The sequence below is a fragment of the Cellulomonas fengjieae genome (genome assembly GCF_018388465.1).
GTDB classification, from domain to species: Bacteria; Actinomycetota; Actinomycetes; order Actinomycetales; family Cellulomonadaceae; genus Cellulomonas; species Cellulomonas fengjieae.
In genome coordinates this window covers 3,132,422-3,155,845 of sequence record NZ_CP074404.1, presented here as the reverse complement: position 1 = coordinate 3,155,845, position 23,424 = coordinate 3,132,422, and the positions used below count along the sequence as shown (strand labels likewise).

General features: G+C 72.9%; 22 protein-coding genes and 1 tRNA gene. 9 read left to right on the top strand and 14 right to left on the bottom strand.

All coding sequences use genetic code 11. The features are described from left to right. Window positions 1-139: 139 nt before the first annotated feature. The 5 genes from KG102_RS14595 to KG102_RS14575 form a co-directional block, all read right to left on the bottom strand. Window positions 140-1,087, bottom strand: coding sequence for a DUF808 domain-containing protein (locus tag KG102_RS14595; protein ID WP_208288271.1), 948 nt, complete (start codon window positions 1,085-1,087; stop codon window positions 140-142). A gap of 72 nt (window positions 1,088-1,159) precedes the next feature. After that, complete coding sequence (locus tag KG102_RS14590) at window positions 1,160-1,723, bottom strand: YqgE/AlgH family protein (RefSeq protein ID WP_208212575.1); 564 nt, start codon at window positions 1,721-1,723, stop codon at window positions 1,160-1,162. Window positions 1,724-1,744: 21 nt separating this feature from the next. Beyond that, window positions 1,745-1,981: a DUF7455 domain-containing protein gene (locus tag KG102_RS14585; RefSeq protein ID WP_249667341.1), complete on the bottom strand. Its 237-nt coding sequence runs from the start codon at window positions 1,979-1,981 to the stop codon at window positions 1,745-1,747. A 149-nt stretch (window positions 1,982-2,130) separates the two neighbouring features. Beyond that, the gene (locus KG102_RS14580) at window positions 2,131-2,634 is read right to left on the bottom strand and encodes a hypothetical protein (protein ID WP_208288272.1); all 504 of its coding nucleotides are present in this window, start codon (window positions 2,632-2,634) and stop codon (window positions 2,131-2,133) included. A 193-nt stretch (window positions 2,635-2,827) separates the two neighbouring features. Then, window positions 2,828-2,900: transfer RNA gene (locus KG102_RS14575), tRNA-Lys, on the bottom strand. Between the two features lie 288 nt (window positions 2,901-3,188). On the opposite strand from KG102_RS14575, the gene KG102_RS14570 reads away from it, so the two are divergent. Beyond that, entirely contained in the window at window positions 3,189-3,926 is a 738-nt protein-coding gene (locus KG102_RS14570; RefSeq protein WP_249667340.1) for a GH25 family lysozyme, read from the top strand. 274 nt (window positions 3,927-4,200) lie between these two features. Beyond that, window positions 4,201-6,090, top strand: a complete 1,890-nt coding sequence (locus tag KG102_RS14565) for a BCCT family transporter (RefSeq protein WP_208288992.1) — start codon at window positions 4,201-4,203, stop codon at window positions 6,088-6,090. 24 nt (window positions 6,091-6,114) lie between these two features. On the opposite strand, the gene KG102_RS14560 is transcribed toward KG102_RS14565, so the two are convergent. Beyond that, the gene (locus KG102_RS14560; RefSeq protein ID WP_208212573.1) at window positions 6,115-6,522 is read right to left on the bottom strand and encodes a MerR family transcriptional regulator; all 408 of its coding nucleotides are present in this window, start codon (window positions 6,520-6,522) and stop codon (window positions 6,115-6,117) included. A gap of 118 nt (window positions 6,523-6,640) precedes the next feature. Here KG102_RS14560 and KG102_RS14555 point away from each other — a divergent pair, with 118 nt between their 5' ends. Together KG102_RS14555 and KG102_RS14550 are read left to right on the top strand one after the other, a co-directional pair. Then, a complete protein-coding gene (locus KG102_RS14555; protein ID WP_208212572.1) occupies window positions 6,641-7,363 on the top strand; it encodes an SDR family oxidoreductase in 723 nt (240 codons plus the stop codon). Window positions 7,364-7,531: 168 nt separating this feature from the next. After that, a complete protein-coding gene (locus tag KG102_RS14550; protein WP_208288273.1) occupies window positions 7,532-9,145 on the top strand; it encodes a vWA domain-containing protein in 1,614 nt (537 codons plus the stop codon). 64 nt (window positions 9,146-9,209) lie between these two features. Here the strand turns inward: KG102_RS14550 and KG102_RS14545 are convergent, their stop codons facing one another. The 3 genes from KG102_RS14545 to KG102_RS14535 are packed head-to-tail and all read right to left on the bottom strand — an operon-like array spanning window position 9,210 to window position 12,797. Continuing rightward, on the bottom strand, window positions 9,210-11,495 hold the full coding sequence (locus KG102_RS14545) for an FtsX-like permease family protein (RefSeq protein WP_208288274.1): 2,286 nt from the start codon (window positions 11,493-11,495) through the stop codon (window positions 9,210-9,212). Beyond that, window positions 11,492-12,220 carry an ABC transporter ATP-binding protein gene (locus tag KG102_RS14540; RefSeq protein ID WP_249667339.1) on the bottom strand — a complete coding sequence of 243 codons (729 nt, stop codon included), beginning with the start codon at window positions 12,218-12,220 and terminating at the stop codon, window positions 11,492-11,494. The genes KG102_RS14545 and KG102_RS14540 overlap by 4 nt, the downstream gene beginning before the upstream one ends. Window positions 12,221-12,275: 55 nt before the next feature. After that, window positions 12,276-12,797: a PadR family transcriptional regulator gene (locus tag KG102_RS14535; protein WP_208212569.1), complete on the bottom strand. Its 522-nt coding sequence runs from the start codon at window positions 12,795-12,797 to the stop codon at window positions 12,276-12,278. Between the two features lie 123 nt (window positions 12,798-12,920). Here KG102_RS14535 and KG102_RS14530 point away from each other — a divergent pair, with 123 nt between their 5' ends. Both KG102_RS14530 and KG102_RS14525 read left to right on the top strand, forming a co-directional pair. After that, window positions 12,921-13,460, top strand: a complete 540-nt coding sequence (locus KG102_RS14530) for a GNAT family N-acetyltransferase (protein WP_208288275.1) — start codon at window positions 12,921-12,923, stop codon at window positions 13,458-13,460. Next, entirely contained in the window at window positions 13,457-14,377 is a 921-nt protein-coding gene (locus KG102_RS14525) for a hypothetical protein (RefSeq protein WP_208288276.1), read from the top strand. Before KG102_RS14530 ends, KG102_RS14525 begins: the two co-directional genes overlap by 4 nt. A 3-nt stretch (window positions 14,378-14,380) precedes the next feature. Here the strand turns inward: KG102_RS14525 and KG102_RS14520 are convergent, their stop codons facing one another. Further along, window positions 14,381-15,700, bottom strand: coding sequence for an FAD-binding oxidoreductase (locus tag KG102_RS14520; RefSeq protein WP_208288277.1), 1,320 nt, complete (start codon window positions 15,698-15,700; stop codon window positions 14,381-14,383). A gap of 171 nt (window positions 15,701-15,871) precedes the next feature. Here KG102_RS14520 and KG102_RS14515 point away from each other — a divergent pair, with 171 nt between their 5' ends. Further along, on the top strand, window positions 15,872-16,846 hold the full coding sequence (locus tag KG102_RS14515; protein WP_208288278.1) for a hypothetical protein: 975 nt from the start codon (window positions 15,872-15,874) through the stop codon (window positions 16,844-16,846). A gap of 38 nt (window positions 16,847-16,884) precedes the next feature. On the opposite strand, the gene KG102_RS14510 is transcribed toward KG102_RS14515, so the two are convergent. Both KG102_RS14510 and KG102_RS14505 read right to left on the bottom strand, forming a co-directional pair. Next, window positions 16,885-18,048 (bottom strand): SGNH/GDSL hydrolase family protein, encoded by a 1,164-nt coding sequence (locus KG102_RS14510; RefSeq protein WP_208288279.1) that lies wholly within the window; start codon window positions 18,046-18,048, stop codon window positions 16,885-16,887. Further along, window positions 18,045-18,638 carry a TetR/AcrR family transcriptional regulator gene (locus tag KG102_RS14505; RefSeq protein WP_208288280.1) on the bottom strand — a complete coding sequence of 198 codons (594 nt, stop codon included), beginning with the start codon at window positions 18,636-18,638 and terminating at the stop codon, window positions 18,045-18,047. The genes KG102_RS14510 and KG102_RS14505 overlap by 4 nt, the downstream gene beginning before the upstream one ends. A 136-nt stretch (window positions 18,639-18,774) precedes the next feature. On the opposite strand from KG102_RS14505, the gene KG102_RS14500 reads away from it, so the two are divergent. Next, entirely contained in the window at window positions 18,775-19,524 is a 750-nt protein-coding gene (locus KG102_RS14500; protein WP_208288281.1) for a ZIP family metal transporter, read from the top strand. Between the two features lie 24 nt (window positions 19,525-19,548). Beyond that, window positions 19,549-20,931, top strand: a complete 1,383-nt coding sequence (locus KG102_RS14495; RefSeq protein WP_208288282.1) for a DUF4232 domain-containing protein — start codon at window positions 19,549-19,551, stop codon at window positions 20,929-20,931. A 55-nt stretch (window positions 20,932-20,986) separates the two neighbouring features. Here KG102_RS14495 and KG102_RS14490 read toward each other — a convergent pair whose 3' ends face one another. Both KG102_RS14490 and KG102_RS14485 read right to left on the bottom strand, forming a co-directional pair. Further along, complete coding sequence (locus KG102_RS14490) at window positions 20,987-21,454, bottom strand: hypothetical protein (protein WP_208288283.1); 468 nt, start codon at window positions 21,452-21,454, stop codon at window positions 20,987-20,989. Between the two features lie 25 nt (window positions 21,455-21,479). Then, complete coding sequence (locus KG102_RS14485) at window positions 21,480-23,378, bottom strand: ATP-dependent helicase (RefSeq protein WP_208288284.1); 1,899 nt, start codon at window positions 23,376-23,378, stop codon at window positions 21,480-21,482. Between the last annotated feature and the right edge of the window lie 46 nt (window positions 23,379-23,424).

Sequence of the window (23,424 nt, the reverse complement as noted above, 5' to 3'; positions counted from 1 at the left end):
CGGGGCTCGGCCGCTCTCGATGTGAGCGCTAACATCCCGGGGATGGGACGACCATAGGACGGTCGGGCGAAGCGCGGCAAGAGTCCGGAAAGCCCGTTCCGCGGCGCCGACCGCGTAGGGCGGCGCCGCGGACGGTCGGTCAGTGGGCCGCGACGGGCTTCTTGCGCTTGGGGATCACGTGCATGATCGCGACGACGACCGCGCCCACCAGGGCGCCGACGATGGCCGACCCGAGGGTGTCGATCAGCCACGCGAGGAAGCCGCCGACGCCCGGCACGCCGTCGACCAGGTGCTCGAGCTGGTGCAGGAGGTCGATCGGCGCGTGCCAGCCGAGGTCGTCGACCCCCACGAGCAGGATGTGCCCGCCGACCCAGAGCATCGCGACGATGCCGACGGTCGACAGCACCGACAGGACCTTGGGCATCGCCTTGACCAGGCCACGCCCGATCGCCGAGGCGGCACGGCTGGACCGCTCGGCGAGGTGCAGCCCGATGTCGTCCATCTTCACGATGAGCGCCACGACGCCGTAGACGACGGCCGTGATCAGGAGCGCCACGACCGCGAGGATGATCGTGCGGGCCAGGAACGGCTCGTGGGAGACCTCGTTGAGCGCGATCACCATGATCTCGGTGGACAGGATCAGGTCGGTGCGGATCGCGCCGCCCACCATCGACTTCTCGCTGTCCTCGCCCTTGGCCGCCACCGGGACGGTGGTGTGCTCCTTGGCGTGACCGCTGATCAGCTCCCAGATCTTCTCGGCACCCTCGAACGCGAGGTACGTGCCGCCGACCATGAGGATCGGCGTGAGCAGCCACGGGACGAACTGACTGAGCAGCAGTGCCGCGGGCAGGATGAACAGCAGCTTGTTGCGCAGCGACCCCTTGGCGATCTTCCACACGATCGGGAGCTCGCGGGCAGGGCTGAACCCGTGCACGTAGCGCGGGGTCACGGCGGTGTCGTCGATGACCACGCCGACGGCCTTCGCGCTCGCCCGGCCGGCTGCCGCGCTGACGTCGTCGACGGACGCCGCGGCGAGCTTCGCGATCGCGGCGATGTCGTCCAGCAGTGCGGCGAGACCGCCAGCCATCAGTTCTCCTCGGTAGGTGGTGCGTGTGCTCGGGCGATCCTGGCACACGCCGCTGTCATCGGCCGTCCGGCCTCAGTTGAGGCTGGCATCTTCGGCGTAGGTGGACACGATGGCCAGGTCACCGCCCTGGCGGCGCAGCACGCGCCGCCACAGCTGCGTCGGGTCGGGGGTCAGCACGTCGTCGGCCACCGCGTCGACCACGAACCAGGACCGCTCGGCCAGCTCGTCCTCCAGCTGGCCCTCGCCCCAGCCCGCGTGCCCGGCGAACACCCGGACGCCACCCACGTGCTGCGTGACCGACTCCGGCGGTGCGTCCAGGTCCACGAGCCCGAACCGGCCGGTGAGCCGGTCCACGTCGGGGGACTGGTCGGCGCTGCGCTGGATCGGCGCGACGCCCATCGCCCCGTCCAGCCCGACCGGCCCGCCGTGGAACAGCCGCGGCGGATCGCTCACGTGCGCGTGCCACTCGGGCAGGACCGCGCCCACGTCGACCGCGGACGGCCGGTTGAGCACCACGCCGACCGCACCGTCCGGGCCGTGGTCGAGCAGCAGGATCACGGTCCGGTGGAAGGTGGGGTCGCGCAGGCTCGGGGTTGCGACGAGGAGTCGACCCCGCAGGGCGGTGTCGTCGGTCATCGCTCCATCATCGCCGAGCGGTCAGTCGTCCGTCTTCTCGTCGATACGGTGGCGCTCGTCGTGGATCACGGCACCCGCGGCGACCAGCTTGGGCTCGTGGGCCCGGAAGTGGTGACCGCAGAAGAGCAGCTCGAGCCCGTCGGCGGCGGGCAGCGTGGCCCGCACGTACGCCTGCGCACCGCAGCGGTCGCACCGGTCCTGGTGGGTGAGCTCGGTGGTTGTGGTGGTGGTCGGAAGGTCGACAGTCGTGGCGGTCACGGGCAGGTACCTCGTCTCGGGGGAGGGGGCGCTCGCCGGACGGGCGAGCACCAGGGGTGCTGCCCATCTGAACGACCGCACGACTGTCGACCATTCCTGATCGGTGTTCGCTGAGCGGGAACCTCAGCGGCACCGTCCAACCGGCGGTGCTAGGACTTCGAGAAGGTGCGCGTCCAGATCAGCGATCCGTCGGCGTTGTAATAGGTGTAGATCACCTTCGGGTCGATGGTGATACCGGCGGACTCCATCTCCGGGAACATCGTGGAGTCGCACGTGGCCTGCAGCGTCTCGGCCATGGAGTCGAGGCCGCTCGCGGTCGCGGCGGCGTCGAGCTGCTCCAGGTAGACGTAGCTGAACTCGACCGCGTCCGGCTGCACGCCGACGATGTCGATCTTGGAGTACATGTCGTCGAACGCCGACTGGAGCTCGGGGATCTGCGCCTGCAGCTGCGCGACGTAGGTGTCGAGGGCGACGGCCTGCTCCTCGAGCGGGTCAGGCGTCGCGCTCTCCTTCTCCTCGGGGGCTGCGCTCGTCGACTCCTTGGTCGTCGGCTCCTGCTCGTCGGCCGAGGACGAGCACCCGGTCATCGTGACCGCGACGAGCGCGGCGACGGCGACTCGGGTGAGGTTGGTGGTGCGGGCCGTGCGAGACATGCGTCCTCCGTGGTTGTGCTGTGCGAGGTCACATCGTCCCTGTGCGTTTCCTGTGCCGCGAACCCGGATCGGGTGAAGTTGCAGCGGTGTGACTTGCAACACTGCAGGTCAGCCGGTCGACACGGCACAAAACGGGACCGGCCGCAGCCGCGGCTCCCGGGGTCGGGCAGCTGGCTCGGGCGGCCTGCTCGGGTGGGCCCCGTGGGGATCGAACCCACAACCCGCGGATTAAAAGTCCGCTGCTCTGCCAATTGAGCTAGAGGCCCGGGGATCAGGGGTTGATCCGTGGAACCCTCCGGACAAAACTCCGATGTCGTTCCGCCTGCTCCCGCCCGCCGATGGTAGTCGGCGTGAAGGGTTGCAGGGGGTGCCGCTCCTCGCCAGCAACACGGGGCCGCGCGCGCTCGCCCCGTGTTCAGGTGTCGTGGTCGGAGCGGGCCCGCTCCGACAGCGACGACAGTGCGTGCCGAGGAGTCGGCGCAATCTCCTTCTCTATCGAGAGCGGGTGCACCGAACACGCTGACCAGGCACGAGTCGTGCGCCACACTGTCCGAGTGCCGAGCCGCCGACCCGTCCGCGTCGTGCTGACCGCCGCAGCCGCGATGCTCATCGTGCTCGCGGTCGGGCTCGTGCTTGCCGAACGGGGCGTGCTGTGGCCCAACCGCCTCGTCGCGGCAGGGTACGAGGTCCGCGGGATCGATGTCTCCTCGTACCAGGGCACCATCGACTGGCCCACGATCGCCCGGCAGGACGTCGACTTCGCGTACGTGAAAGCCACCGAGGGCTCCTCATTCATAGACCGGCGCTTCGAGGCGAACCTGCGCGGAGCTCGCGAGGCCGGGCTGCTGGTCGGCGCGTACCACTTCTTCAGCTTCGAGAGCAGCGGCCGGGCGCAGGCTGCGCACGTGCTCGCGACGGTGCCGGACGACGAGGACCTCCTCCCGGTCGCGATCGACGTCGAGTCGTACGGGTCGTTCCACGCCAACCCCCCTGACGCGGCGGCAGTCCGGACGGAGCTTTCCGCGCTCGTCGAGACCCTGCGCGGGCGCGGGACCGAGCCCGTCATCTACGCGACCCGGAGTGCGTACGACAGGTACATCGCCGACGGGTTCCCGGACACGCCGATCTGGATCCGGTCGGTGTACGTGCCGCCGAGCATGTCGGACGGTCGAGCGTGGACGTTCTGGCAGTACTCGCACAAGGATCGCCTCGATGGGTACGACGGCGACGAGGCGTTCGTCGACATGAACGTCTTCCACGGAGACCTCGGCGACCTGCGCGCCCTGAGGTGAGCCTCAGGCGTGGCCCGCGGGGAAGAACCGCTGGGAGACCTGACCCGCGCGTGGTTCAGCGATCTGCACGGACTGCGTCGGACGCTGTGATCCGGGCGACATAAGGGCCGTCGGGTGGACCCGCCGGCACGCGCGAATGCCCAGGTGACGACGCCGAGGACCGTCCGACGGGCGCGCCCGGGTGCTCGGCGGCGGCCGTAGCCGATTGCTCAGATCATCTAATATTGATGGCTGGTTCTTGACCAGGGCAGAGGACGAAGTGGTGGTGAGCGACATGCGCACCGGATCGACCGATAGTCAGTCCGCCCGAACCTCGGCCGCCCAGCGCGCACGCGCTGCGCGGATCCTGAAGGAGGTCAACTCTCCCGACCTCCTCGGCAGTCCGCACCCTGCGCTGCTGCCCGGGATCGGCGTCGAGCAGACGCGCATCTCCTTCCGGATCGACAAGGTGGTGTTCGTCGTCGCGGCGGCCGTCGCGTTCGCCGTGATCGCCTGGGGCCTGCTGCGCCCGGCCGGTCTGGCGGAGTTCGCGGTCGCGGCCTTCGAGATCGTCACCGTGGACTTCGGATGGTTCTTCGGCGTCCTGATCGTCGTCGTGCTGGTGTTCATGATGTGGCTGGGTTTCGGTCGGCACCGGGCCGTCCGCCTGGGCCAGGACGACGAGAAGCCCGAGTTCTCCACGGTCTCCTGGGTGGCGATGCTGTTCTCGGCGGGCATCGGGATCGGGCTGCTGTTCTACGGCCCGCTGGAGCCGATGGCGTTCTTCCTCAGCCCTCCGCCCGCGTTCGTGGGCATCGAGCCGGGCAGCGGCCAGGCGATGCACGTCGCGCTCGCGCAGACGGTGTTCCACTGGGGGCCGGCCGCCTGGGCGTTGTACGCGCTGGTCGGCGGTGCCGTCGCCTACGCGGCGTACCGCAAGGGCCGCAGGCCGCTGATGTCCGCGCTGCTCGAGCCCGTCTTCGGGGAACGCAGCCACGGCATCCTCGGCAAGGTCGTCGACGTGTTCGCGATCGTGGTGACGCTGTTCGGCACCGCCGTCTCGCTGGGCATCGGCGCGCTGCAGATCGGCCGCGGGATCGAGATCGTGAGCGGCGTCGGCCCCCTCGGCAACGCGGTGATCGTCGGCATCATCACCGTTCTCGCCGTCGCCTTCATCTTCTCGGCGGTCTCCGGGCTCAAGCGCGGCATCCGCGCGCTGTCGAATATCAACATGGTCCTCGCCGGCCTGCTGGGGTTGTTCATCCTGATCGTCGGCCCGACGATCCTCCTGCTGAACCTCGTGCCGGGCGTCCTGATGACGTTCGTGAGCGAGCTGCCGGTGATGATGGGCCAGTCCGCGGCCACGTCGCCCGACGCGCAGGAGTTCATGAGCGCCTGGAGCACCTACTACTGGGCGTGGTGGGTGTCGTGGACGCCGTTCGTCGGGATGTTCATCGCCAAGATCAGCCGCGGCCGGACACTGCGGGAGTTCGTCACCGCCGTCATCGTCGTGCCGAGCGCGTTGTGCCTGGTCTGGTTCACGGTCGTCGGCGGCACCGCCATGTGGCTCGAGCAGACCAGGTCGGCGATGAACGCGAGCGAGTCCGGGCAGGACATGCTGTTCGCGCTGCTGCGTGAGCTGCCGTTCGGCGCGGTGACCTCGGTCCTCGCGATGATCTCGGTCGTCATCTTCTTCGTCACCAGCGCCGACTCCGCCTCCATCGTGATGGCCAGCCTGTCCGAGCAGGGCAACCCCGCCCCGCAGCGGTGGACGACGGTTGTGTGGGGAGCGACGCTCGCAGCCGTCGCGGCTGTCCTGCTGGTGGGCGGGGGGCAGGTCGCGCTCTCGGGCCTGCAGAGCCTCATGATGGTCTCGGCCCTGCCGTTCGCCGTGGTGCTCATCCTCGTCATGGTCGCGTGGGCCAAGGACCTGGCGCGTGATCCGCTGACGCTGCGGCGCCGCTACGCGCGCGAGGCTCTCGACCAGGGCGTGCGGGCCGGCATCGAGGAGCACGGCGACGACTTCGTGATCGGTGTCGTTCCGACCGCGCCGGACGAGGGCGCGGGCTCCTGGCTCGACACCGAGGACCCCGCCCTCAGCGACTGGTACCGGCCCGACGAGGGAGGCGCCGAACCTCCGCCGGCCCGGCCCACCCCGCCGTCCGCTCCACTGTCCCGGGACTAGGCGTCGGCGGTCTAGCGGCGATGCTCACACCGCGGCGGGGGCGGTGTACGTCGTCCAGGCGGGCTCCCGAAGGGCTGGGCAGTGCTCGGGAGTCGGATGGTGGGCGATCTCGATCACGTGGTCGAGGGCGTCCCGCGCGGCGGCGAGGTCGGACATGGCGGCGGTGATCCGCGCGCGCTCCTTCGCCATGAGCTCGAACACCTCCGGGGAGGCGGTCCCGGCGTCGATGCACGGCATGAGCAGCAGGATCGTTCGGCTGGGCAGGCCTGCGGTGAACAGCTGCTGGATCAGCCGGACACGTTCGACCGCCGACTCGGGGTAGGTGCGCTGGCCGCTGTGGGTGCGTTCCGAGGCGAGCAGCCCCTGCTCCTCGTAGTAGCGCAGGGCCCGGGCGCTCACCCCGGCCCGCCGTGCGACCTCGCCGATGCGCACCTGTGGCCTCCTGTCTCGTCGACTTGACGTTGACGCCAACGTGAGGTTTTAGCGTACGCGTTGGCGAGCCGACCTCGGACCGCCGGACACCACACCACTCGACGGAAGCACGGTCCCCATGAACGTCACCCAGCAGGTCGCCCTCGTCACCGGCGCCAACCGCGGCATCGGCCGGCAGTTCGTGCTCGAGCTGCTCGAGCGCGGGGCGAGCAAGGTCTACGCGACTGCGCGCCACCCAGAGACCCTCGAGTTCGACGACGCCCGCGTGGTGCCGCTGCGCCTCGACCTGCTCGACCACGAGTCCGTCGTCGCGGCCGCGTCGACCGCGCCGGACGTCGCCCTCGTGGTGAACAACGCCGGAATCTCCACCGGCACGTCGCTCGTGACGGGCGACGAGGCGGAGATCCGGCGCGAGATGGACACGCACTTCTGGGGCACGCTCGACGTGATCCGCGCGTTCAGCCCGATCTTGGCGGCCAACGGCGGCGGGGCGATCGTGAACGTCCTGTCCGCGCTGTCGTGGTTCGCGAGCCCCGGCTCCAGCGCCTACGCCGCAGCGAAGGCCGCGGAGTGGAACATGACGAACGGCGTCCGTCTCGAGCTGGCCGCCCAGGGCACCTTCGTCCAGGGAGTCCTCCTCGGCGCCGCCGACACCGATCTCATGGCCGGGTACGACGGACCGAAGATCGACCCCCGCGACGTGCCTCGCGCCGCGCTCGACGGCCTGGCCACCGGGGCGATCGAGGTGGTCGTCGACGACTGGACCGCCATGGTCAAGGCGTCGTTCCAGGGCGACCCCGCCGTGTTCTACGCGAAGATCACCGAGCTGCTCGGCGCGTAGCCGTCCGGGGTCGGCGCTTCTCGGGCCGTCAGGTGCGCCCGACAAGGGTGGCATGCCCGGAATGCGGGTCGCTCGTTACCTGAACGGGATGGTCGCGTGACCGAGCCGTGCTGGTCGGGGCCGTCGGCGACCGCAACGCTTCAGTCCTCTCGATCGACGGAGGCACTGATGCGCGGTTGGTCACTGGCGGGCACCCCGGCTGCACTGCGGCGGCGTGCGCGCGGCAGCGTTCGTACGACGACACCGGCACGCCTGGTCGCGGCCGCGGCGGCGGTTGCTGTCGTCGCCGTGCTCGGTGCCTGTACCGCGGACGGGGGCGCGGATGCGACCTACGCCCAGGACGGCGCCTACGACGACTCCTACGCGCCCGAGGTGCGGCCGGCCCCGGTCGACGGGCAGGAGGAGTACGACGACTCCCCGGAGCAGCCGTTCCAGGACGTGACGACGAGCCCGTTGTCGACGTTCGCGTCCGACGTCGACACCGCGTCGTACAGCAACCTGCGCCGCCAGCTGGTCCAGGGCGTCGCGCCGGAAGGGGTCCGGATCGAGGAGATGGTCAACTACTTCGACTACGACTACACCGCCCCGGATCCCGGTGCGGCGGACCCGTTCACCGTCACGACGCAGATCGCCGACTCGCCGTGGGCGCCCGACCACCAGCTGGCCATGATCGGCGTCCAGGCCACGGCCGCGAAGCCCACCACCCGTGGCAACAACATCGTCTTCCTGCTCGACGTGTCCGGGTCGATGGACGAGCCGAACAAGCTGCCGCTGCTCGCCGACTCGTTCGAGCTGCTGGTGGAGCGGCTCGACGAGGACGACACCGTCTCGATCGTGACCTACGCCGGCAGCGAGCAGGTGCTCGCCGACTCGGTGCCGGGCGACCGGCGCGGCGAGCTGGTGCGGATCCTGCGCGGGCTCCGGGCCGGCGGGTCGACCGGCGGTGCGTCGGGCCTGAAGACCGCGTACGAGCTGGCGACGAGCAACTTCGTCGAGGGAGGGAACAACCGGGTGATCCTGGCGACCGACGGCGACTTCAACGTCGGCCCGTCCACCCCCGAGCAGCTCACCGAGCTGATCGAGGAGCACGCCCGGACCGGGGTCTACATCTCGGTGCTCGGCTTCGGGATGGGGAACCTCAAGGACAACACGATGGAGGCGATCGCCGACCACGGGAACGGCAACTACGCCTACATCGACACCCTCGACGAGGCCCGCAAGGTCCTGGTGGACGAGTTCGACTCGACGATGTTCGTCGTCGCCCAGGACCTCAAGGTCCAGGTCGAGTTCAACCCGGCGACCGTCGCCGAGTACCGGCTGCTGGGCTACGACAACCGCCGCCTGGAGGACGAGGAGTTCACCGACGACACCAAGGACGCCGGCGACGTCGGAGCGGGCCACGCGGTCACGGCGTTCTACGAGCTGGTCCCCGCCCGGGGCGACGTGCAGGACGACGGCCTGGACTACCAGGACGTCGACGCGGGGCACTCCAGTGACTTCCTGACCGTGCACGTGCGCTACAAGGACCCGGGTGCCGCCACGAGCACCGAGGTCGTCGTCCCGGCCCGAGCCGGTGCGTACACGAGCAGGCCCACGAGCGACTTCAGGTTCGCGTCCGCCGTCGTCGAGTTCGGGCTCGCGGTGACCGGCTCGCCGCACGCCGAGGGCGCCGACCCGGGCCGGGCACGTGAACGCGCCGAAGCGGCGCTCGGCGAGGACCCGTACGGCCTCCGGTCGGAGTTCGTCACGCTGGTCGACACCTACCAGCGCCTGACCGGCTGACGAGCGGGACGCGGACGACCGGGACGAGCCCCGGCGCGGACCTCCCCGCGCCGGGGCTCGACCGTCACTCGCCCTGCAGCCCTGTGGGTCGCGTCAGGCGGCCCACCAGCGGCAGGGTCGCCGCCGTCGCGAGCAGCACGACGATCGCCGCGCCGCTCGCCGTGAACGTGATGCCCGCCCAGTCGATGCTCAGCGGCATACCCGACCCGGCCTGCAGGAGGAGCGCCAGGCCGGCGCCGACGACCACGGCGAGCGTCAGCCCGAGCGCCACGGGGACGGTGACCTGGTAGAGCACCGACAGCCCGAGCGTGCTGCGTCGGGTGCCGAAGGCGGCGAGCACGGCGAGCGGGCGGCGCCGCTCGCGCAGCTGCTCGGCGACGTTGACCAGCAGGCTGGCCCCGACGACGGTGAGCAGCGCGACGGTTCCGAGCAGCAGGCCCTGGCGGATGGCGGCGCCCATCGGGCTGATGGCCTCCGGGTCGTTGACGGCGACCATGGCCGACGGGTCGATCTTCGCCACCGCGGTGCGCACGTGCTCGGCGGCGTCCTCGACGTCGCGGTCGAGCACGACCACCACGTTGGCCTGGAAGTTCGAGTCGGACGGGACGACACCGGCGTCCGCGAGCGCCCCCGGCGTGGCGAACAGGTAGGCGGGCGGGCCCTCGAACTCGTGCTCCGTCGGTTCGACGGTGGCGGTGTCGGCGGGCAGGGTCCACGTCGGGGAGCCGGGTTCGCCGACCACGTAGGCGGTCCCGGCCGCGGGGGCGTCTGCGCCCGGGGGCGCGACCACCATCGCGTCGCCGTCGGCGCAGCCCGGTACGCCGGTCCTCGACGTGAAGGCCGCGCAGCTGCCGACGACGAGCATGATTGCCTCGCCGTCCGCCACGGGTTCGACGTGCCCGATCAGCTGCGTCTCGACGCCCACCACGCCGGCCGTGCCCGCGAGCTCCGTCGCCCACTGCGCGCCGTTGGACCCCGGGCGGTCGTCGTACACCTGGGCCTCGAACCGGTCGCCGTCGAGGCCAGGCATCCCCATGTCGGCGGCGAGCATGCCGTGCATCGCGATGAGCGAGGCGACGGACACCACCACGGCCGAGACGGCGCGGACCGCCGTCCCGCTCTCAAGCTGCAGGCGGCGCACGGCGAGGTCCCACGCGAGCCCGCCGGGCCGCAGCCGGTGGACGGTGACGTCGACGAACCACGGCAGCAGCAGGGCGACGCCGACGAGCAGCAGCACCATGCCGGGCAGCACCAGCTGCTGGCCGTCCCCGACGTAGGCCCCCCTGCCGCCGGTCACGAGCGGCAGCACCAGGAGCGCCAGCCCGGCGACCGGCAGGGCGACCCGCCACCACAGCCTGCGGCGCACGACCGTGCTGCGCCGCACGACACCCAGCGGCTCGACGACGACGTGCCGCAGCGCCGAGCGCGTGACGAGCACGGATGCCACGGGGACGAGCACGGCCACCAGTGCCGCCAGCGCGGGTGCCGGACGCAGGTGGTCGCCGTGGAACGACAGCGACGGCGGGATCAGCGGCGGGATCACGGCGCGGACGGCGGCGAAGAGCGCGGCCCCGACCACGAGCCCGCCGAGCGCGCCGACGAGGGTCTCGCCGGCGGCGATCCGCCGGGTGGTCGCCGCGTCCGCACCCACGAGCCGCACGGCCGCCAGCCGCCGGTCGCGCGACTCTCCGCCGAACCGGACGGCCGTGGTGATGAACCCGGCGACGGGCACGAGCAGAGCCGTGAGCCCGACGAGCGCGACCAGGAGGCCTGCGGCGTCGGTCCCGCCCGCGCCGGCGAGCCCCTTCCCGAACCTGTCGACGCGGGTGGCGTTCGCCTCGGTCAGCTGGTCGGTGCCGACGTAGACCCGCAGCTCCTGGGGGCCGACGAGCCCGTCGGGGGCGATCGTCCCGACGACCCGGTCCCCCCATCGCCCCTCCAGCACATCGCCGCCGGGTCCCTCCAGGAGGCGCAGCAGGGCGGGTGACAGCAGCGCCTCACCCGGTGCGAGGCTGCGGTCCACGCCCGGCGGCAGCGGGGCGCGCGGGCCCTCGGGCTGCAGGAGGTGGCCGACGACGTTCTCGGCACCGACCTCGCTGAACATCCGCTTGACGAGGATCGTGTCGTCGCCGCGCTCGGCGACCGGCGTGCCGGGGGACCGGGCGGCGTCGCGCGTGGCCCGCGTGTCGAGCACGTTCGGCACCGACGCCACGAGCAGGAGCATCGCCACCCCGATCCCGATGCCGGTCGCGACGAGGGCGAGCCGCGCCCACCCCGACCGGCCCCCGCTGACGCTCATGCGCATGCCGAGCGTGAGCTCGGTCAGCCGGCTGCTGCGCCCGCGGCTCATGCGCGCACCTGCTCGCGCACGCGGCCGTCACGGACCACGGCCTCGCGGTCCGAGTACGCGGCGACGCGCGCCTCGTGCGTCACGAGCACCACGGCGGCCCCCGTGTCCCGCGCGGCCGCGACGAGCAGCTGCATGACGCGCTCGCCGTTGAGCGAGTCGAGCGCACCCGTCGGCTCGTCGGCGAAGACGACCCGCGGCCGCGTGATCAGCGCACGCGCGACCGCGGCGCGCTGCCCCTGCCCGCCCGAGACCTGGCCGGGCCGCTTGTCGGCGATGTCCGGCACCTCGAGCCGGCTGAGCCAGTCGCGCGCGGTGCGGTGCGCCTCGCGCCGCGTGACGCCCGCAAGGCGGAGCGGCAGGGCCACGTTCTCCTCGCACGTCAGCTCCGGCACCAGCTGGCCGAACTGGAAGACGAAGCCGAACTCCGAGCGCCGCAGCGCGCTGCGCTCGGCGTCCGACATCGAGGTGACGTCGCGCCCCTGGTAGGCGACCGTGCCGGAGTCCGGCCGCAGGATGCCGGCCAGGCAGTGCAGGAGCGTCGACTTGCCGGACCCCGAGGGGCCCATGAGGGCGAGGACCTCGCCGGGGTTCACCTCGAGGGACGCGTCGGCCAGGGCGGTCGTCGGGCCGAACGCGACGTGGACGCCCTTCGCGACCAGCAGCGCCCCGGGAGGCTGCACGTGGGTGGCGGTGCGGTCGGTGGGCATGGGCGGCACAGCGGTCACGGGGTCCCCCTGAGGTCGGTGGTGAGCGGGCGTGAGGCAGTGCGGTCGGGGCGCGTCACGCGCGGACCGCGGAGGCGAGCTGGTCGAGCCGTGCCGCGGTGAGCTCGAGCCAGCGCAGGTCCGCCTCGAGGTGGAACAGGGCGTGGTCGCAGATGAGCTGGTCCGCAAGGTCGCCGTCGGCCTTGCGCCGCGTGAGCTCGCGCATGAGGCGCAGGTGCTCGGCGCGCTGGGTGTCGAGGACGTCGGCGGGGTCGTGCCCCGTGAGCAGCGCGAGGACGACCTTGGTGTAGAGCGTGCTGTGCAGGTAGGGCTCGGGCTTCTCGGGGTGGGAGAGCCACTGCTCGACGTCGCTGACGCCGGCGTCGGTGATCGCGTACCGCTTGCGGTCCGGGCCGTCGCCGGGCTCGGACTCGACCTCGACGAGCCCGTTCTTCAGCAGGCGGGCCAGGGTGGCGTAGACCTGGCCGTAAGCGAGGGGGCGATCCTGGCCGAAGCGCTCGTCGTACGCCCGCTTGAGGTCGTAGCCGTGCCGGGGGCCGGCCTGCAGGAGCCCGAGGAGGGCGGGGGCGATGCTCATGGCGCCACTATACACACGAGGTATACACGCCGTGTCTAGTCCTGGTCGGGCCAGATCGGCTCCGCACGATGACCAGTCGGCGTCGCCGTCTCACACGGGACCAGCGCCGGCCGATGGGAGGGCGTGACCTCCACCGACTTCCGTGTGCACCCTGCGGCGCCGCGAGGGCTCGACGACGCGCTGCACGGGCTGCTGACCGGCGCGGACGAGGAGTTCGTACCGCCGCTGTCGTCGCGCACCGGCACCCTGCAGTCAGCGCTCGGGCCCGCGACCGCGCGAGCGGGCATCGACGCGTACCTGGCTGCGGTCCTGGACCAGGAGCTGCTCGTCGCGCAGGACGCGGACGGGGTGCTCGGCTTCCTGTCCTACCGCCCGGACCACGTCGTGGCAGTCGACGGTCGGCTCCCGATCGGCCCCGTGGCCTACGTGACGACCATCGTCGTCGCGCCGACCGCGCGCGGGCGAGGGGTGGGACGCGCCCTGTACCGGGCGCTGCTCGACGGTCCGGCCGGCCGCGCGGTGGCCACGCGCACCTGGTCGGGGAACGCCTCGCACCTCGCGCTGCTCGCGAGCCTCGGGTTCGCCGAGGTCATCCGGCTGCCGGACGACCGAGGACCCGGGCTCGACACCGTCTACCTGCTCCTGGAACAGGGATCCCGATGAGCGAACGCCTCACCGTGCACCGCCGCCTGCGCGCGTACCGGTTGCACCACAACCTGTACGTCCTGGTCCTGCTCGTCCTCGGCATGGCCGGGGCGGTGGTCGCGTACGGCCGGACCCACGACCAGGACGGGTTCCTGCCGGAGCTCGCTCTCGCAATCGCCACGTCGCTGCTGGCCTCGGTCCTGGTGCTCCTGTCCGAGACCTACGTGAAGTTCAAGGAGCACACGAACGACATCTTCCTGGAGGGCATCGAGAAGCTGGGCATCTCGAACCTGCACTTCCAGAAGGGCGAGCTGCTCGGCGGGCTGATGGACCGGTGCGAGCACACCTTCTGGGCGTCGGGGTACCGCCTGATCCTCACCCGCGGCCTCGTGCCGCAGATCGAGTCGCTCGCGCGCCGGGGCGTCACCTGCCGGCTGTTGGTCAGCCCGCCGTGGTTCGAGGCGTACCGGTCCGTGTACGGCGAGCAGGAGCGCGTGATGCAGAACTACTTCGCCGTGCTCGACGCGTTCGCGCGCGGCGCCGAGCAGGGGCTGCCGACGTGCGAGGTGCGCTTCACCGACAAGCCGCTGTTCTCCGACACGTACAAGGTGGACTCCCAGCTGGTCACGGGCCCGTACATGCACAACCGCGACCCGGTGCACGGACGCATCACGGCGAACGACTTCTTCACCTACGAGCTGCACCGGCACTCGCGGTTGTACGAGCTGGTCAACGGCGAGTACGAGACGCTCTGGAGCGACGCCGGCGAGGTGCTCGACTGGGACAGGTACCGCGCCGCGTCGGCGGGTGCGCGCGCCCGGGACCTCAACGACCAGCAGCTGCAGGACGTGCTGCGCCAGGCGTGCGCGCCTCTGTCGCCCGCCACCGACGCGGCCGACGAGGTCCCGCAGCGGCTGGCGGCCCTCGGTCGCTGACCGTCAGGCCGGCGGGATGTTGGCGTTGAGCGCGAAGACGTTGTCCGGGTCCCACTGCGACTTGACCGCCCGCAGGCGCGCGTAGGAGCTCCCGTAGGCCCGGCGCACCTCGGCGTCCTCGCTCTCGGCGACCGCGTTGACGTACACGCCGGTGCTCCAGGGCCCGAGGCCCGCCGCCAGCGCGCGGCACGTCCCCACGTGGCGTTCGTCGTCCGCGGGGTCGTCCCAGGCCGCCCCGGCGTCGTACTCGAACCGTGCTCCACGGTGCGGGAACGCCGTCGCCGCGGGGTCGACGTCCGCGATGGCGCCGCCGTACGTCATGAGGCTCGCCGCTCCGATCTCGGCGTCGGCGTGCGCGAGGAAGGCGGTCAGCGCCGCGTCCGGCAGCTCGGCGACCAGATGGCTCTTCGCGTAGCGGCGGCGGCCGTGGGCCGTGGGAAGGTCGAAGCGGCGCTGCAGGTCCAGGTAGCTCAGCGGCTCGACGCGTCGGGTCAGCGGCGTGCCGAGGGCGTCGAGCCGGGCCACGAGCGGGTCGGCGGCGTCGGGCGGCCCCACCCAGACGAACCCGAGCGTGAGCGGGCCGCCGGCCAGCACCTCCGCGTGGAACGTCGCCGGCCGCGGCGCGTCCACCGCCCCGCCGAGCCACTCCTGCAGCGCGCCGAACCCGTCGGCGGCGCGCAGGTCGACCTCGGCCGAGAGCGCCTGCGTACCGACGTCGTGCAGCGCGACGTCGAACCGGGTGACCACACCGAAGTTCCCGCCGCCGCCCCGCAGGGCCCAGAACAGGTCGGGGTGCTCGTCGGCCGAGGCCCGGACGAGCTCGCCCGCCGCCGTCACGACCTCGAACCCGACCACGTTGTCGCACAGCAGTCCGAGCTGCCGCGCGAGCCAGCCGACGCCGCCGCCGAGCGCGAGGCCACCGATGCCGGTGTGCGAGACGATGCCGGCCGTCGTCGCGAGCCCGAACGGCTGCGTGGCGGCGTCCATGGCACCCAGCAGCGCCCCGCCCTGGACCTGTGCGGTCCGGGCGGGCGGATCGACGACGACCCCGGCCATCCGGGACAGGTCGATCATGAGCCCGCCGTCGGGGACGGCGTGCCCCGCGGCGCTGTGCCCGCCGCCCCGGACCCCGATCGGCAGGCCCAGCCGACGCGCGACGGTGACCGCGGCGCGCACGTCCTGCGGGTCGGCGCAGCGGACCACGTACGCCGGTCGGCGGTCGACGGCGCCGTTCCAGACGGCGCGCGCCTCGTCGTACCCGGGCGAGCCCGGGACGAGGACCTCGCCGGTGAACGCGACGGGCAGGGCTGCGGCTGCGGGCATGGCAACGACTCTGGCGCGACGCACGCGCGTTGCCAAGGGTCCGCGGCGCCGTGTGGTGCCGTGCCGTGCCCGCCCCGACGTATCCATCGGCGCGGGGGCGCCTCCTCCCGTGCAGGACAGTTCCTCGTCGCCGACGCCCGGAGCGCCGGCCGACCGACTCGTGGGGGAGACATGCCGATCCATCTGGTCGCCATCGACGTCAACGGCACGACCTGGCACGCGGAGCGGGACGACGGCGGACGGTGGACGCCGTTCGCTTCAGCGGGCCTGACCATCGCGGAGCCGTACTCGGTGAGCTGCGCGCTGACCGACCGCGGGCTCCAGGTGTGCGCGACCGGTGCGGGGCGATACGTGCACACGATCCGGTTCGACTCGTCGACCTGGCAGGCCGGGTGGGGGAACTTCCTGCCCGAGGGGTGGCCGGACGGGGGCGCCGACCTGGCGTTTGTGTCCGTCGCGGGGTTCGGCCCCCGCCTCGACGTGTGCGCGAGCGGCACGTACGGCGACCGGGCCTGGGACCGCGTGTGGGTCTCGACGCGCACCGACGGGGGATGGACGAGGGCGAGCGCCGCGACCTCGAAGTACCGGCCCGGGATGACCGGCGTGGCCGCCGCGAACGTCGGCGGCGACCTGCACGTGCTCGTCCGCGCCATGGACCCGGACGGGACGTCCCACCTGGTGCACACGATCCGCCGAGCGCGCACCGGCGCGCTGCAGGGCGACCACTTCCTGGAGGCCCTCTACCCGAACGAGCAGCGGGTCTTGGGCGGCTTCCCTTTCCTTGCGGCGGCCGGCGTCGCGGGGCAGCTGCACGTCGTCGCCGGCGACGACCGGGAGCTGCGGCACACCATCCGGATCGACGACAGCTCCTGGCAGAACACCTTCGGCTCCGTCCGTGCGGCGGTGGACCCGACGTTCGCCGGACCGCTCACGCGCCCGGCGATCACGGGGTCGGTCGGCAACCTGCACGTGTTCGCGGTCAGCGACGGGCGCATCAAGCACACGATCCGCCTGACGCGGGAGTATCGGTGGCAGCACCCCGACGACGCGTCGCGCAGCGGCTTCGGCGACGTGCTGGACAGGATGCCGGCGTCGTCGGGCACGCGGCCTGCCGCCATCCGCATGGTCGCCGCCGCCGGCGTGTAGCCACGCGCCCGCCCCACACGGCGGCGCCTGCGGACCCGTCAGGAGAGCGCGCCGCCGGGGCCGAACGCCAGCCGCGCGAAGCGCTCGCCGATGATCCGGTGCGTCGCCGCGTCGGGGTGCAGCGCATCGGGCAGCGGGTGGTCCGTCGCGTCGTCGGGCCCGTACAGCTCGCGCCCGTCGAGGTAGGCGAGGGCGGGGTCGTCCTGGCGGCGCTGGGCCACGATGCGGCTCAGCTCGTCGCGGACGACGGTCAGGGTCAGCTTGCCCGCGGCGACCTCCGCCGGGTCACCGGTGGCGATGAAGCGCACGGTGCCCGAGCCGAACGAGCTCGGGTCGAACGCGCCCGGTCCGGGGGTGTGCTCGTGGATCGGGCACAGGATGGGGGACACGACGAGCAGCGGCGTCTCCGGGTGGCCGTCGCGGAGAGTGTCGAGGAAGCCGTGCACCGCCGCGGTGAACGTGCGCAGCCGCATGGTGTCGCCGTTGACGATGTTGATGCCGATCTTCACGCTGATCAGGTCGGCGGGGGTGTCGCGCATGGTGCGGGCGGTCTGCGGGTCGAGCAGCGCGCTGCCGCCGAACCCGAGGTTGACCAGCTCCACGCCGGCCGCCCGCGGGGCGAGCGCCGGCCAGGTGCCCGTCGGCGTCAGGGCGTTGGAGCCGTGGCTGATCGACGAGCCGTGGTGCAGCCAGACCGGGCGGTCGCCGGGGGACACGGGCTCGACGGGGGCGTCGGTACGCAGCTCGACCAGTACGGCGAGCTCGTTGTGCGGGAGCCAGAGCTCCACGGTCTTGTCCCGGTCCGGCAGGCCGCCGAACGACACCGTGCCGGGCTCACCCGGACGGACCTCTCGCGCGCCGGTGATCGGGTCGATCGACAGCACGTCGCCGCCGTCGACCGTCGCGCTGCCCACGTGCTCCCCGTCGACGAGCAGCTCGTAGACGCCGTCCGGGCGCGCGGGCGCCCCGACGTAGGAGACGCGGGTCGGCCGGGAGTCGAGCGCGATCCGCGTCGCGCGCGTGCGGAAGACCAGCCGCACGCCGGACGGCTGCGCCTCGGCCATGAGCAGCTGCGGGTCCGGCAGCTGGCGCCGGACCCAGCCCGGCAGCCGGTGCGGCTGCACGCCGCGGTCGGTCCGCTCGATCTCGAGCGCGCCGCGGAAGAGGTCGTCGGTCAGCGGGATGCGGGTCAGGGTGCTCATGGTCTCGCTCCTGTGGTGGGGTGCGCGCCGGGCCACGCGCGCAGGGCGCCGTCGAGCGCGTCGGCCATCCGGGCCCAGGAATGCTCGGGGTCGGGGACGGAGTTGTCGAAGCCGCCGATCGCCCGCAGGTGCAGGAAGCCGTTGACGGTGCTCCCGACGAACCGCACCGCGTGCGGCAGCTCCGTGGGAGCCAGTCCGTAGCCGTGCAGCGCGCCCGTCATGAGGGCGGAGACCCGGGCGCCGACGGCGGCCGCCTGCGTGATGTCGACGCGCACCTGCGTGGCGGCCCACCGACCGGGGTGCGCATGGGCGTACTCCCGCATCACGTCGATCAGCGCCTGCAGCGCCTCCCGACCGGCGCGACCGGCCAGCGCGACCGCCAGGCGGTCCCCGAGCTCACCGAGAGCGAGCACGCTGATCCGGGTGCGCAGGTCGTCGGAGCCGCGCAGGTGGGCGTACAGGCTGGCGGGCTGAACGCCGACGCGGCGGGCCAGTGCGGAGACCGTGACCTGGTCGAAGCCCACCTCGTCGGCGAGCTCCGCGGCGGCGGTCGTCAGCACCGGGACGGTGAGTCCCGCACGGGCGTTCATGGGCGCGCCTTCCTATAGAGCGATGTCCTAAGCCTACGAGCTGTAGGCAACTAGCGCGGACAGGTGGTTCTGCTGGGAAGCAGGTCTGTGAGCGGCGTCGCGCGGTTACTGTGCGCGTCAACCCCAGGAGGCCGTGTTGACCGCCGTAGCCCGTACCCGCCGCATCCAGCCCGGCTCGCGGATCCGCTGGATCGACGTCGAGCGCGCCGCCTTCCACGCGCACCGGCCCGTCTTCGACGCGCTTCCTCCGCCGCGGCGCCGGATCGGCACGGGGGAGTGGGCGGCGATGGCCGGCGCGACGATCGTCGTCGTCTTCTTCTGGCTGGCATCGATCGTCGGGTACGCGGTGCTGTACAACGGCTACCGCTTCGGCGCGACCACGCCCGACTACGAGCGGATGATCCCCGTGTCGGGCGTCCTGTACCTCGGCGCTCTGGTGTATCTGATCGGTGCAGCGCTGGTGTGGGTGTTCGGCGGGCGCGTGCCGACGTACATGAACACGGTCACCGCGTTCACGACCGGCATCCTCGGGGCCCTGGCGGCGTTCTCCATCGTGCAGCACGGCCGCGCTGAGGGGGTCGAGAACTGGGCCGTGTGGGCGACAGTGGTCGCCGGGGTCGCGCTCGTCGGCTTCGTCGTCGGGACGATGTTCCAGCTCGGCAGCCGCAGGCGCGTGAAGGAAGGTCCCGAGGCGGAGCGGCGGCGCGCCGGGATCGAGAGCCTGTCGCCCGAGGAACGTGTTGCCATCCGGGCCGACCTCGACGCGGCGATCGGTGAGCTCGCGGAGCGCGGGCTGATCGACCAGGCGGCCGCGGCGGCGGCGCGGGACGCCGAGCTCGGCTTCCTCGCCGAGACGATGCGGGCGGCCGGGCACGCCCAGCGCTGACGCGGCATCGATAGGGTCGCCGCTGTGACCGCCGAGCCGCCCGCCGTCGCCCGGAAGGGCCTGGTCGCTGCGGTCGTGCTCCTGCTGATCGCGGTGCTGGGCGCGCTCGTGGTGCGCCTGACGCCGCTCGGCGAGCTGGCCGGGTGGCCACCCGTCTGCACGGTCGTGACGGGGGAGCGGGACGTGCGCCCGCCCTCCGAGGTGACGGAGGCGGCAGCGCGGGCGCACGACGAGCTGGACGGGGCCGTGTCGTCGGTGACGACGGTCTGCAGCCTGGCCGACGTGGCCGAGCCGGTCGCGCCGGACGGTCCGGACCCGGCCGACGACCCCGCGCAGTGGGTCGTCGCGGTGGACGCCCAGGCCGGCGACGTGGACGCGGTGGCAGTCGCGGCCGCCGCCGTGCTGGCGGCCGCGTCACCCGCGGCGCCGTTCTCCTGGCGCCTCGACGTGCACGACGCCGCGCGGTCCCTGGCCGTGGTGCTCACCCCGGGCGGAGACACGGACCTCGTCGAGGACGCGGTCGCGTTGCGCCGCACACCGGGCGTCGCCGAGGTCTGGTTCGGGCCCGACAGCGGCCGGGTCGCCGTCGCCACCGGAGCGGACGTCGCCCCCGTCCTGGCGGCGACCGCCGGGCGCGACCTGCCGGTCACGACGGTCGAGTCGCGTGACGACTGGCTGGAGGTGCAGCAGATCCATCCCGGCACGTGGCCGGACGCGGACTCCGTCGCGCTCGCGGCCGACGTGGCCGGGTGGGAGGGCGTCTGGCGGGTCGTGCTGAGCGGTGGCGAGCCCGCGTCGCCGGACCTGACGGTCGAGGCGGACGACGACGCCCACCGCGCGCACGTCGCGTCACGGCTCGCAGCGACGGTGCACCGGGGTCCGGCCGTGCCCTTCCACGTGCTGGCTCAGCAGGTCGCGCTCGACGGCGTCGTCGGAGGGGTCGCCGCCGAGCCGGACCGGGCGAGTGCCACGCCAGGGCTGGAGGGTGTCCCGGCGTGCACCGGAGACGAGCTGCGCGTGGAGGTGGCAGGCACCGACGCCGCGCTCGGCACCCGGTACCTGATGCTCCGTGCCACGCACACCGGGACCGCGCCGTGCGTCCTGGTGGGGATGCCCGAGCTCGCGTTCACCCGGCAGTCGGGCACCCGGACCCCTGACCTCACCCAGCTCCCGGAGAGCGTCACGCCGCCCGCGTCGGGGGTGCTGCTGCAGCCCGGGGCCGCCGCGGGATCGCAGGTGCGGTGGCGTGCCATGTCCACGACACAGGACCCCGACCTCGCCGTCGGGGTCACCGTGCGCGCCGTGGAGGGCGGACCTGCGGTCGAGCTGGTGCTGCCGGACCCGCTCGACGTGCTCGCGGGCGCGACCCTCAAGGTCGGCCAGTGGAGCACGTCCGAGGCAGGCTGATCCGAGCTGCCAGGTCCGGGTCGCGCTCGTGCCGCCGAGGCTCGGATCGGACCGGTCAGAAGGAGATGCCGGACCGCGCCCGCCCGAGGTGGCGTCGCGCGGCGGCCGGACCCGACACGTTGAACCACAGCGACGCGACGGCCAACGGGATGCTGAGCGCGAACGGCGCGACGTCACCGCCCGGCAGGACGAACGCGAGGAAGAACCCCAGCAGCGCCGGGCCCTCCGCGACCGCGGCACCGAGGAAGACGGCGGACCGCACGACGCCGGCGACCGACCCGGGTGCAACCCCCTGACGCGCTCCGCCGGCGAGCACCCTGCGGATCACGACCGTGGGGAGGAACCAGGCGGCCAGGCCGAGCGCCGCGCCCAGCGCCAGCCCGGTCGGGGTCACGGTCGGCTCCGGCACGATGACGAACACCCCGAGCAGGCCGACCATGAGCAGCGCACCGCAGAAGCCGTACGTGAGCGGGGTCAGGGAGCGGACGAGCTGGTCGTCGTCGACTGTCTGCGGCGTGGTCACCAGGTGACCCTAACGTCGTGCCAGGTCACAGCGCGATCAGCCGGTCCGGGCGCAGCGTCCGTCTGCCGTCGGTGCCGAAGTCGACGGTGACGTTCCCGGCGCGGACGTCGACCACCCGGCCCAGCCCGTGGCTGTCGTGCGTGACGCGCTGACCGACGGTGAACCTGGTCGGCGGCGCAGCGGGCTCCTGGGTCGGACGAGTGGGGACGAGCTGCGACAGGTACGGGGACGGGCGCCCCGGCCGGCCCCCGGGACGGTCGGCGGCCCAGGTGGCGACGAGGTGCCGCTTGGCGCGGGTCGTCGCGACGTACATGAGCCGGCGCTCCTCGGCGAGCTCGGCCGCGGTCGTCGCGTAGACCGACGGCAGCGACCCGTCGGCGGCGCGAGCGATCAGGCATGCCTCCCACTCGAGCCCCTTGGCCCGGTGGATCGTGGTCACGGTGACGGCGCCCCGCCCGGGTGGGACGTGGTCCTCGGCGGCGCGCCGGTCCAGGTCGGCGGACAGGGTCCGGACGGTGCCGGTCAGGGTCGGCGGCAGCGACGCGACCAGCGCGCGCAGCGCGTCGAGGGCGTCCCAGCGCTCCCGCGCGGCACCGGTGCCGTCCGGCGGGTCCTGCGGGTGGTACCCGACCCGGGCGAGGACCTGGCCGAGCGCGTCGAGCGCGTCGTCGTCCGGCGCCTGGGCGGCGTGACCGCGCAGCAGCGCGAGGACCTGGACGATCTCGCGCCGGTCGAAGTACGCGGACCCGTCGCCGACCACCGCGATCCCCCCGTCGCGCAGCGCCGCCGTGAGCTTGACGGCCTGCGCGTTGAACCTGTGCAGGATCGCGACCTGCTCGGCGGGCACACCTGTGCGCAGCCAACCCCGGACCGTCCGCAGGATCGTCGCGTCCTCGTCGTCCTCGTCCGCGCACCGGATCACGACGGGTTCCGGGCCCTCGCCGAGCATCCCGACGAGCTGCGGGCCCGCGGCCTCCGGCCTCCCGGCCATCAGCCGGTTCGCGGCGTCGACCACCGGGACGGTCGACCGGTAGTCCTTGACCAGGTCGACCGCGACCGCGTGCGGGAACCTGACGGTGAAGTCCCGGATCAGCGACGTCTGCGCGCCCTTGAAGGCGTAGACCGCCTGTCGCGCGTCGCCGACCACGGCGATGTTGTCGCGTCCACCGAGCCAGGCGTCGAGCAGCCGCTGCTGGGCCGGGTCGGTGTCCTGGTACTCGTCGACGACGAACGCCGCGTACTGGGCACGGATGGTGGCGGCCACCTGGTCGTCCTGCTCGATGAGCCGGGCGCAGAACGCGAGCAGGTCCGCGAAGTCGAGGACCCCGTCGTGCCGCTTGGCGGACGTGTACCGCTCGATCGCGCCGGCGACGACGGCGAGGTCCATCCCGGGCCGTCGGCCGGCCGCCTTCGCCGCGCCGAGGTACTGCTCCGCGGTGAGGTCCCGGGCGGCGGCCCACGTGAGCTCGGTCGACAGGTCGCTGACCAGGGTCGCGTCGACGTCCGTGCCGGGCGCGCGGAGCACGGTGCCCAGCGCGGCGCGCAGGTACCGGTAGTAGGCGCCCCGGCCGTCGGCGTCGAGCAGCACCGGTCCGTCCCCGGGCAGCCCTGTCGCGGGCCAGAAGTAGCGCAGCTGGCGCAGCGCGGCCGCGTGGAACGTGCGCGCCTGGACACTGGGGACCCCCAGGCGACCGAGCCGGTCGCGCATCTCGCCCGCGGCCTTGGTGGAGTGGGTCACGGCCAGCAGCAGGTGGGCGGGCACCGCGCCGACGAGGTGCTGGTAGGCGACCCGGTGCGTCAGGGTCCGGGTCTTGCCCGTGCCGGCGCCGGCCGTGATCCGCACGGGCCCCGCAGGTGCCAGGACGGCCGCCGCCTGCTGCTCGTCCACACCCGCGAGGACGCGCACCGCTGCTGCGCTGCTCACTGCATCCCCCACCTGTGCCGACCGGTCCAGCAGTCATCCTGCCGTG

Bases quoted from the DNA above. Each gene is read 5' to 3' on its own strand.
- KG102_RS14590 (WP_208212575.1), bottom strand. From the start codon at position 1,723: ATGACCGACGACACCGCCCTGCGGGGTCGACTCCTCGTCGCAACCCCG.
- KG102_RS14550 (WP_208288273.1), top strand. From the start codon at position 7,532: ATGCGCGGTTGGTCACTGGCGGGCACCCCGGCTGCACTGCGGCGGCGT.
- KG102_RS14595 (WP_208288271.1), bottom strand. From the start codon at position 1,087: ATGGCTGGCGGTCTCGCCGCACTGCTGGACGACATCGCCGCGATCGCG.
- KG102_RS14520 (WP_208288277.1), bottom strand. From the start codon at position 15,700: ATGCCCGCAGCCGCAGCCCTGCCCGTCGCGTTCACCGGCGAGGTCCTC.
- KG102_RS14525 (WP_208288276.1), top strand. From the start codon at position 13,457: ATGAGCGAACGCCTCACCGTGCACCGCCGCCTGCGCGCGTACCGGTTG.
- KG102_RS14510 (WP_208288279.1), bottom strand. From the start codon at position 18,048: ATGAGCACCCTGACCCGCATCCCGCTGACCGACGACCTCTTCCGCGGC.
- KG102_RS14545 (WP_208288274.1), bottom strand. From the start codon at position 11,495: ATGAGCCGCGGGCGCAGCAGCCGGCTGACCGAGCTCACGCTCGGCATG.
- KG102_RS14580 (WP_208288272.1), bottom strand. From the start codon at position 2,634: ATGTCTCGCACGGCCCGCACCACCAACCTCACCCGAGTCGCCGTCGCC.
- KG102_RS14555 (WP_208212572.1), top strand. From the start codon at position 6,641: ATGAACGTCACCCAGCAGGTCGCCCTCGTCACCGGCGCCAACCGCGGC.
- KG102_RS14515 (WP_208288278.1), top strand. From the start codon at position 15,872: ATGCCGATCCATCTGGTCGCCATCGACGTCAACGGCACGACCTGGCAC.
- KG102_RS14565 (WP_208288992.1), top strand. From the start codon at position 4,201: ATGCGCACCGGATCGACCGATAGTCAGTCCGCCCGAACCTCGGCCGCC.
- KG102_RS14535 (WP_208212569.1), bottom strand. From the start codon at position 12,797: ATGAGCATCGCCCCCGCCCTCCTCGGGCTCCTGCAGGCCGGCCCCCGG.
- KG102_RS14505 (WP_208288280.1), bottom strand. From the start codon at position 18,638: ATGAACGCCCGTGCGGGACTCACCGTCCCGGTGCTGACGACCGCCGCC.